At 39.6% G+C, this 9116-nt stretch carries 9 protein-coding genes and 1 pseudogene; 7 read left to right on the top strand and 3 right to left on the bottom strand.

Annotated features, from left to right (window positions below):
* The first annotated feature begins 82 nt into the window (after positions 1 to 82).
* From HT708_RS11930 to deoD, 4 genes and pseudogenes are all read left to right on the top strand, one after another.
* Positions 83 to 271, top strand: a complete 189-nt coding sequence (locus tag HT708_RS11930) for a hypothetical protein (RefSeq protein ID WP_001055454.1) — start codon at positions 83 to 85, stop codon at positions 269 to 271.
* Positions 272 to 335: 64 nt separating this feature from the next.
* Positions 336 to 2171, top strand: a pseudogene (locus HT708_RS12195) (discoidin domain-containing protein); the annotation flags it as partial.
* The gene (locus tag HT708_RS12350) at positions 2163 to 3083 is read left to right on the top strand and encodes a thiol-activated cytolysin C-terminal domain-containing protein (protein WP_283225753.1); all 921 of its coding nucleotides are present in this window, start codon (positions 2163 to 2165) and stop codon (positions 3081 to 3083) included. The pseudogene HT708_RS12195 and the gene HT708_RS12350, both read left to right, overlap by 9 nt.
* A 760-nt stretch (positions 3084 to 3843) precedes the next feature.
* The gene (deoD, locus tag HT708_RS08725; protein ID WP_000022090.1) at positions 3844 to 4554 is read left to right on the top strand and encodes a purine-nucleoside phosphorylase; all 711 of its coding nucleotides are present in this window, start codon (positions 3844 to 3846) and stop codon (positions 4552 to 4554) included.
* A gap of 94 nt (positions 4555 to 4648) precedes the next feature.
* Here deoD and HT708_RS08720 read toward each other — a convergent pair whose 3' ends face one another.
* From HT708_RS08720 to coaA, 3 genes are all read right to left on the bottom strand, one after another.
* A complete protein-coding gene (locus tag HT708_RS08720; protein ID WP_000684199.1) occupies positions 4649 to 5161 on the bottom strand; it encodes a DNA topology modulation protein in 513 nt (170 codons plus the stop codon).
* Between the two features lie 52 nt (positions 5162 to 5213).
* A complete protein-coding gene (rpsT, locus tag HT708_RS08715; RefSeq protein ID WP_001274000.1) occupies positions 5214 to 5450 on the bottom strand; it encodes a 30S ribosomal protein S20 in 237 nt (78 codons plus the stop codon).
* A gap of 67 nt (positions 5451 to 5517) precedes the next feature.
* On the bottom strand, positions 5518 to 6438 hold the full coding sequence (gene coaA / locus HT708_RS08710; protein ID WP_050207876.1) for a type I pantothenate kinase: 921 nt from the start codon (positions 6436 to 6438) through the stop codon (positions 5518 to 5520).
* A gap of 200 nt (positions 6439 to 6638) precedes the next feature.
* Between coaA and HT708_RS08705 the strand changes: the two genes are divergently transcribed.
* The 3 genes from HT708_RS08705 (at position 6639) to HT708_RS08695 (ending at position 9113) form a co-directional block, all read left to right on the top strand.
* Positions 6639 to 7043, top strand: coding sequence for a hypothetical protein (locus HT708_RS08705; RefSeq protein WP_050207875.1), 405 nt, complete (start codon positions 6639 to 6641; stop codon positions 7041 to 7043).
* A gap of 208 nt (positions 7044 to 7251) precedes the next feature.
* Positions 7252 to 7842: a class I SAM-dependent methyltransferase gene (locus HT708_RS08700; protein ID WP_078374311.1), complete on the top strand. Its 591-nt coding sequence runs from the start codon at positions 7252 to 7254 to the stop codon at positions 7840 to 7842.
* Positions 7839 to 9113 (top strand): pyrimidine-nucleoside phosphorylase, encoded by a 1275-nt coding sequence (locus HT708_RS08695; protein WP_050089590.1) that lies wholly within the window; start codon positions 7839 to 7841, stop codon positions 9111 to 9113. The genes HT708_RS08700 and HT708_RS08695 overlap by 4 nt, the downstream gene beginning before the upstream one ends.
* Positions 9114 to 9116: the final 3 nt, after the last annotated feature.

Genomic DNA, 9116 nt, shown 5'->3' with positions numbered 1-9116 from the left:
TTAGCATTGTGAAAGACAAGATTCTAGGATACTAGCATTAGCTTCCTAGCCAAGCAGACTAGTATGATAAGAAGAGATAAGAATGAATTTATACTCAATGAAAATCAAAGAGCAAACTAGGAAGCTAGCCGCAGGTTGCTCAAAACACAGTTTTGAGGTTGTAGATAAGACTGACGAAGTCAGTGACCATATCTACGGTCAGGCGACGCTGACGTGGTTTGAAGAGATTTTCGAAGAGTATTACTTTCTGAATTTCTCAGTCTTGTCCTAGATAGGGGACAAGGAGATTTAGTTTGAGTCTGCTTATAAATAAACGAAAAGAAAGATAAGAAATAATGAAAATTGGTCAACGAATTATGCGCTTTGGCATAAAAAAATTAAGTATCGGAGTTGTATCTGTTGCAGTCGGCTTCGCATTTCTAGCTCCAGCTGGAATTTCAGCCAATGAACTAAAGCAAGATGTAACATCTGAAGTGGCAACAAGAGTGCTAGATTCTAAGGAGGAATTGAGAGAGCCGGAAAATGTTGCTCCAAAACTAGAAACTCCTCTTACAGAGGAGTCAAGACTAGCTCCTCAAACGCTTCCGGAAGCAAGTGAAGTTCTTGAAAACAAAAGGGAAGAGTCAAAAGTAGAGATAACCGAGCCAGCTCAATACTTACCTATTCTTGCTCCTGTAGAAGAAACTAAAGAAGAAGCTGTGACAGAAAAACCAACAAATACTCGTTCTCTAACAGCAGAAGATTTGGTGAAGATTTCCAAAGGGGAATTGCATTTAGAAAATGATTTGATTGATGAATCTCTCTACGGTGAAAAAGTTCTTGATTTGGAAGGGGATGATGACCAAGATGGCATCAAAAACAAAGATGAACTTTATGTGTACAACAAAGATGGTAAGGATTATCTAGGATATAACAGTCATCCCTTGCTAGCAGACAGTGATGGGGATGGTTTGGCAGATGGAGAAGATGACAATAAGAAAGAATGGTATGTCACAGACCGTGATTCTCTTCTCTTTATGGAGTTAGCCTATCGAGACGATGATTATATTGAGAAAATTTTAGATCATAAGAATCCTTTCCCTAGTCTCTATCTTGACCGTCAAGAATACAAACTCATGCACAATGAATTGGCTTCTTTCTGGAAGATGAAAAAAGCCTATCATACAGATAGTGGCTTGGATGCTTTCTTATTTGAGACCAAGAGCGACCTTCCTTATCTCAAAGATGGAACGGTGCACATGTTGGCTATACGTGGAACAAGACGGAATGATGCAAAAGATTTAAGTGCAGATTTTGTTTTGTTAGGAGGAAATAAACCAGCGCAAGCGGATGATATCCGCAAGGTTGTTGGGGAATTAGCCAAGGATACAAGTATTACCAAGTTGTATATGACAGGCCATTCTCTTGGAGGCTACCTAGCTCAGATTGCAGCGGTTGAAGCTTACCAAAAATATCCTGATTTTTATAACCATGTATTGCGAAAAGTGACGACTTTCAGTGCGCCTAAAGTGATTACTTCCAGAGCGGTTTGGAATGCTGAGAATGATTTCTGGGATGTTGGTTTGGAAAGCCGTAAATTAGCTGTTAGTGGAAAAATTAAGCATTATGTGGTTGATAATGATAATGTTGTGACTCCCTTGATTCATAACGATCGTGATATTGTTACATTTACAGGTAATTCACGCTTTAAACACCGTTCTCGTGGCTATTTTGAAAGTCGAATGAATGATATTCCTAACTTTAATATTGGTAAACGAACTACCTTGGATAAACATGGTTATCGTGATCCAAAATTGGATAAAGTGCGATTCTTTAAGAAACAGGCTCTGCCCCAATCTTCTAGTCAACCAAGCGCGGAACCAATGGAAAATATTACCTTAGGGAAACAGGTTACTCAAAGTTCGACAGCTTTCGAAGGAGATGCTAGAAGAGCTGTGGATGGCAAAGTTGATGGTAACTATGGTCACAATTCTGTCACTCATACCAACTTCCAATCTAAGCCTTGGTGGCAAGTAGATTTGGCTAAAGAAGAAACCATTCGCCAAATCAATATTTACAACCGAACAGACACTGCCCAGGATAGATTGGCAAACTTTGATGTCATTCTGTTAGACAGTTCTGGTAAAGAAATTGAGAGAAAACGAATAACATCTCTTAAAGATGTGTCAGCACAAATTGCGATTAACCATAAAAAAGCGCGCTATGTTCGGATTGAGCTAGAAGGCTATAATGCCCTCAGTCTTGCAGAAGTCCAAGTATATCGTGCTGAGAATATCGCTTGGAAAAAACAAGCTAAGCAAAGTTCTACTGATTTTGGTGGAGATGCTAGTCGTGCCTTGGATGGCAATACCAATAGTAGTTATAGCCAGCAATCAATTACCCATACAAAATTTGAAAACCAGCCTTGGTGGGAAGTTGATTTAGGTCGTACAGAACAGGTAGGACTTGTTCGCCTTCATAACCGTGGGGATGGAGAGCTTTCTAAACGTCTGTCAGACTTTGATGTGATTTTATATGATGAAAAAGGGAAAGAAGTTGCTAGACAGTATGTTGCTAAACTTGACGGAACGAGCTTGGATGTTCAATTAAATGGGAAATTGGGACGCCGTGTTCGTGTGCAACTACGTAAGAACAATCAAGCCCTCAGTCTTGCAGAAGTAGAAGTTTTCCGCTTTATCGCTACGAATGGTGAGACGGCGACACAAGTTTCTAAGCCAGTTCAACCAATCAGTCAAACGCCTGTGAAAGACAAAACATTGACAATTCAACATAGTGGAGCTTATATTGCCCGCTACTCTATAACTTGGGAAGAAGTTACAGTAGACAAAGATGGAAACCAAGTTGTTCGTAGTCGTTCTTGGGAAGGAAACGGTCGCAACCAGACTGCAGGTTTTGTCCTCAACCTCCCAATCAAAGGAAACATGAGAAATCTGCGAATTAAGATTGAGAAAAAGACAGGTCTACTATGGAATAGATGGCAAACAATCTATGAAAACAGACCAATTTTAGCTCAACCCCACCGTAAAATTACCCATTGGGGAACAACATTAAATTCTAAGATTTCTGATGACGATGTCTTGTAAAAAATCCTACTATTCAAGAATGAGATGATTTAGTTTATAAGAAAGTACTACCTGAGCTTGAATAGAACTCAGGTAGCTATCTGTGAGAGAACAAAATTAAACAGAAAGGTATAGTGAGGTGTTCTAATTTGAACATGAGCGGAAAAACTTTTCTAAAAACTTAGAAAGGAAGGGGAGTTCGGGTTTGAATTGAATCCGATCTACTCTTCTCAATATTATCAAAATTAAGAAAGAAAGGAATTGAACCCATCATAAAAGCAGTGGGAAAAAGATAGTTGGTCTAGCGAGCATCGCTCACTGCGCCCCACTCCTATTTTCCCTTTGGCTTTTTAACGGGTTTGGTATCTTTCTCAATATAAAATATAAAAAAGAAAGGTAGAGCGCGTGTTTTGATTTGAACACGAGCGGAAAACTTTTCTAAAAACTCAGAAGAGAAGGGGAGTTCGGGTTTGAATTGAAGCCGTTCTAATCTTCTCAATATCATCAAAATTAAGAAAGGAATTGACCCCACCCTAAAAGCAGTGGGAAAAAGATAGTTGGTCTAGCGAGCATCGCTCACTGCGCCCAACTCCTATTTTCCCTTTGCTTTTTGACGGGTTTGGTATCTTTCTCAATATAAAATAAAGAAAGGTAGAGCGTGTGTTCTGATTTGAACACGAGCGGAAAACTTGGAAAATAGATAATCTGACTGAAAAATCAGGATTTCTCGTCAGATTCCTAATTTTCAGTCGTTTTCTTGTCGCTCTTTGTATCATAAATTATGTCTATCCATATTGCTGCTCAGCAGGGTGAAATTGCTGATAAAATTCTTCTTCCAGGGGATCCTCTTCGTGCGAAATTTATTGCGGAGAATTTCCTTGAAGATGCTGTTTGTTTTAACGAAGTGCGTAACATGTTTGGTTACACTGGTACTTACAAGGGTCACCGTGTATCTGTTATGGGAACTGGGATGGGAATGCCATCTATTTCGATTTATGCGCGTGAGTTAATTGTTGACTACGGAGTGAAAAAATTGATTCGTGTGGGAACTGCAGGATCTTTGAATGCAGATGTCCACGTACGTGAATTGGTTTTGGCGCAGGCAGCTGCAACCAACTCTAACATCATCCGCAATGACTGGCCACAGTACGATTTCCCACAAATCGCTAGCTTTGATTTGCTAGATAAGGCTTATCATATTGCCAAAAATCTCGGTATGACAACCCACGTTGGGAACGTTTTGTCATCTGATGTCTTTTATTCAAACTACTTTGAAAAGAACATCGAGCTTGGTAAATGGGGAGTCAAGGCTGTGGAAATGGAAGCAGCAGCACTTTACTATCTGGCAGCCCAACACCATGTTGACGCGCTAGCTATTATGACAATCTCTGATAGCTTGGTTAATCCAGATGAGGACACGACTGCAGAAGAACGTCAAAATACCTTCACCGATATGATGAAGGTTGGATTAGAAACCTTGATTGCTGAATAAAAGAGAACACAAAAGGAAGACTTTCTGGATGAAAATCTTCCTTTTTTAGTCATTCAGTCCATACTGTGACCTTAATGAAATGTTGCTCTACCGTCTATTTTTTAAGAGATTGCAAAAAACAATCAATCTCTGCTTGAGAATGGAGAATACGCATCTTTTCTGGGTAAGTATTGTTTAAATATTGGTATCTATCCTTAGCATTTTTTGTTCGACCATCCCAGAGAATCCAACGAATAAATTCCCAGTTGAATTGCTCGGGGCATCCCTTAGCCATGCTTTCTCTCACTTTTCCTCTGTATTTTAAATAGCGCTTAAAGGCTCTTAGCAAACAATTCCAAGCAGAGAAGTTTAAAAAGATGATTTGGTTAGCTTCCTGCATTCTTTCTTCGTAATAACACCAAGAATAATTACCATCGATGACCCAAGCTTCATGCTTGGTGAGAAAATTTTTCATCTCGGTTAACATCCAATCACGGTCACTGTCTTGCCAACCAGGTTGAAATTGGAGTGTGTCCATATGAAGTTTTGGGATGGAGTAGTAGAGAGATAACTTTTCAGCTAGCGTTGACTTACCAGCACCAGAATATCCGATAATTGCAATTTTCATTTTCTACCTTTTCCTATTTGGAGACAAAAAAACAGCCTCTATGGACTGTTTCTTATTTAGCAAGTTTAGCTGAAAGACGAGCTTTATCGCGGCTTGCTTTGTTTTTGTGAATCAAACCTTTAGTTTCTGCTTTATCGATAGCTGAGCTAGCAGCACGGAAAAGTTCTTCAGATGGGTTTGCTTCGAAAGCTTTGATAGCAGTACGCATAGCTGATTTTTGAGCTGAGTTCTTTTCGTTTTGTTTAACGTTCAATTCAGCGCGTTTGATAGCTGATTTAATGTTTGCCAATGTTCTTACCTCCATATTTACTAACTATACCATTATATCTGAAAACTTACGTTTTGACAAGGGAAAATTATTTTTTTAAGTAAATTTCATCGATTTCATGGTTCTTTGTTTTATGAAGAATCACTTCTGCACGATTTCTAGTTGGTTCAATATAATTTTGTAGATTTGTGAGATTGATACTGGTCCAGACCTGATGGGCAAAGGATTCCACTTCCCCAATCGGCATTTGTGTAAAACGATAATAGTAGCTATCAGGGTCGTTTTGGGCTAGGCTCAGGATTTTCAAGAAACGGTCTAGATACCAACTCTCGATGTCATCAACTGAAGCATCAACATAGATGGAAAAGTCAAAGAAGTCAGTAATATAGAGACGCTCGTTTTGTGGATTTTGAAAGACGTTAATCCCCTCGACAATCACAAAGTCAGCAGCTTTTACTCGTTGTTTTGCTTCAGGGACGATGTCATAGACTTCATGAGAGTAGACAGGAATATCCACATCTTGTCCATTTTTGATGCAGTCCAAGAAGTTGAGAAGAGCTTCCATATCATAGCTTTCAGGAAATCCCTTACGATTTAAAATCCCTTGTTCAATCAAGGTCTGGTTGGGATAGAGAAAGCCGTCAGTTGTTACCAACTCAACCCTAGCATCTGTAAGTGTACGGGACAGTAGGATTTGAAGTAGGCGACTGGTTGTGGATTTTCCAACGGCAACACTCCCAGAAACCCCAATGATAAAAGGCTGGGATTTGCTTTCACGTTGAAGGAAAATCCCTTTTGAAAAGGCCAAATCATCCTTGGTACGCTTGTAAATCTGGATGAGATGGGCTAGGGGGAGATAGACATCGGTAACATCCTGCAAGCTAATCTGGTCATTAAAACTCTTGATGGATTCTAATTCCTCTTCTGTCAAAGGAGGTGTCGTCTTTCGATGTAAAGATTGCCAAGTCTGGCGACTGATTTTTTCAAAATGTAAAAATTCGTTGGTCATTTGTTTTCCCCTAGATATTTTGTCTATCATACCATAAAAAGTTAAAAAAATAAAGCGGTTTCTTGAATGTGGTAAGTCAATAGTATATAATATAAGTAGATAGAGGATGAACAATTTATTGATGAAGTAGGAGCTGCTTTCTACTGACTTATCAGCTATAAAGGGGGGCTTTGGGGTTTATAACTTATAGGAGGTGTACTATGAAAATCTTGAAACGTTACCTATTGGAACTCTGTTTTATTTTAAGTTTTGCCTTACCTTTTATAAAAGGAGTCAATGCGGATAATGGTAGACGCTTTGTGGAAATCTATTACGGTTTTACTTTTTTGATGGAACATGCCATTGTAACAGCTGTCTTTATCTGTTCGCTTTTGATTGCTTTCTTCCTAAAAAAACGATGGGCGAAATGGCTTGCTGCTGGTAGTTATTGCTTTTTAGTTCTATGGATTGCGACAGAGGGTTATTTCTTCCGCATGTCACTAGAAGATTTGATACGACTTTGGACAAGTTTGGAAATCCTGACACAAACGTATCAATTGGGCTTTTATCTAAATATTTTGTTGGGAATTTTGTTGATAATTAAGTATCTGAAGGTTAAGCAATAGTAATAAAAATGCGCTTGATTATAGACAATAAATTTGTTGTTTTATCATGGCAATGATAGCTGTAGTCCTAGATGAAATACAAGTTGCTTATAAAAGTTGAAAGAGATTGAAGGGGAGCTATTGTAACGCACCTTCCTTCAATCTTTTTGTTTTATTTTGGATATGTAAACGATTTACAATTCGATCCAAAATATGATAGAATAGGGTTATGAATAAAATGTACTATGCAGAAAATCCTGACGCTGCTCACGACATTCATGAGTTGAGAGTAGAATTGTTGGGAGAAAAAATGACCTTTCTGACGGATGCAGGTGTTTTTAGCAAGAAGATGGTTGACTTCGGAAGTCAGCTTTTGCTCAAGTGTCTGGAGGTCAACCAAGGAGAAACTGTCCTTGATGTAGGCTGTGGTTACGGACCTTTGGGCTTGTCTTTAGCTAAGGCTTATGGCGTTCAGGCTACCATGGTCGATATCAATAATCGTGCCTTGGGTTTGGCGCGACAAAATGCTGAACGAAATAAAGTAGAAGCGACGATTTTCCAGTCCAACATCTATGAACAAGTTGAAGGGAAATTTGAACATGTCATTTCCAATCCCCCTATTCGTGCTGGAAAAAAAGTCGTTCATGAAATTATCGAGAAAAGTAAAGATTTCTTGGAAATTGGTGGAGATTTGACCATCGTCATCCAGAAAAAACAAGGGGCTCCAAGTGCCAAGTCTAAGATGGAAGATGTGTTTGGCAATTGTGAAATCCTTAAAAAAGATAAGGGATACTATATCCTTAGAAGTGTGAAAGAATGAGAGCAGTTGATTTAATCCAAAAAAAACGAGACGGTCAAGAACTGACTTCAAGTGAAATTGAATGGCTGATAGAAGGCTATGTATCAGGAACTGTTCCTGATTATCAGATGTCTGCCTTTGCTATGGCTGTTTATTTTAAAGGAATGACGACTCGAGAAATATCTGATTTGACCATGAAGATGGTCAAGACAGGGCAAGAGTTTGACCTGTCTGCCATTGATGGTGTGAAAGTTGACAAGCATTCTACTGGTGGTGTCGGCGATAAGGTAACCTTGATTTTAGCTCCTCTTGTTGCTAGCTTTGGTGTGCCTGTGGCAAAAATGAGTGGTCGTGGCCTTGGTCATACTGGTGGGACAATTGATAAATTGGAGTCCATTAAAGGCTATCAAGTCGAGCGCAGTCAAGAGGATTTTATTCGTCAGGTTCAGGATATTGGTGTATCTGTCATTGGGCAATCAGACCAGCTGGTTAAAGCAGATAAACTTCTCTACGCCCTCCGTGATGTGACCGCAACTGTCGACACGATTCCTTTGATTGCGAGTTCGGTGATGAGCAAGAAAATCGCGGCAGGAGCGGATGCTATTTTGCTAGACGTAACTGTCGGTGAGGGCGCCTTCATGAAGACGGTTGATGAGGCGCGTGAGTTGGCTCAAACCATGGTGGAACTTGGTAAGGCTGTTGGCCGGAAGACAGTAGCGGTGATTACGGATATGAGCCAGCCCTTGGGACGAGCGATTGGAAATCGTCTGGAAATCCTTGAAGCATTGGAGATTTTACAAGGTCAAGGACGTCAGGATATTACCCACTTTATCTGTGAATTGGCTCAAATTATGCTTGGTTTGGCAAATATAAATAAAACAGTTGAAGAAGTTCTACAACATCTTGAAAATGGCCAAGCGCTGGCTAAGTTTGAGGAGATGGTTCAAGCCCAAGGTGGGGACTTGGAAGACCTCTACCGTCCTGTCAATGTTGCCCATGTGGTGGAAATTCCTGCTCAGGAAACGGGTGTCATTTCAGCTCTTCCAGCTATGGAATTTGGGCTTTATGCTATGAGACTGGGGGCAGGCCGTGCAGTCAAGACTGATGATTTGGACTATGAAACAGGAATTGTTTTTGAAAAGAAAGTTGGAGATTCCGTTCAAAAGGGAGAAATTGTTGCAAAAGTATACACAAATGGAAAAATTTCTCCTCAGCTAGTTACAGATTTTCAAAAATATGTTAAAATAAATGATAGGGTGCAAAGTTTACGAGAAATCATAGAAATTATCTAATAA

The sequence above is a fragment of the Streptococcus sp. 3613 genome (assembly GCF_013277375.1).
In the GTDB taxonomy this organism is placed as follows: domain Bacteria; phylum Bacillota; class Bacilli; order Lactobacillales; family Streptococcaceae; genus Streptococcus; species Streptococcus pseudopneumoniae.
Note: the sequence above shows the minus strand (reverse complement) of the source record. Positions and strands in the feature narration are given on the sequence as shown.

Bases quoted from the DNA above. Each gene is read 5' to 3' on its own strand.
- coaA (WP_050207876.1), bottom strand. From the start codon at position 6,438: ATGACCAACGAATTTTTACATTTTGAAAAAATCAGTCGCCAGACTTGG.
- HT708_RS08700 (WP_078374311.1), top strand. From the start codon at position 7,252: ATGAATAAAATGTACTATGCAGAAAATCCTGACGCTGCTCACGACATT.
- deoD (WP_000022090.1), top strand. From the start codon at position 3,844: ATGTCTATCCATATTGCTGCTCAGCAGGGTGAAATTGCTGATAAAATT.
- HT708_RS08705 (WP_050207875.1), top strand. From the start codon at position 6,639: ATGAAAATCTTGAAACGTTACCTATTGGAACTCTGTTTTATTTTAAGT.
- HT708_RS08695 (WP_050089590.1), top strand. From the start codon at position 7,839: ATGAGAGCAGTTGATTTAATCCAAAAAAAACGAGACGGTCAAGAACTG.
- HT708_RS11930 (WP_001055454.1), top strand. From the start codon at position 83: ATGAATTTATACTCAATGAAAATCAAAGAGCAAACTAGGAAGCTAGCC.
- HT708_RS08720 (WP_000684199.1), bottom strand. From the start codon at position 5,161: ATGAAAATTGCAATTATCGGATATTCTGGTGCTGGTAAGTCAACGCTA.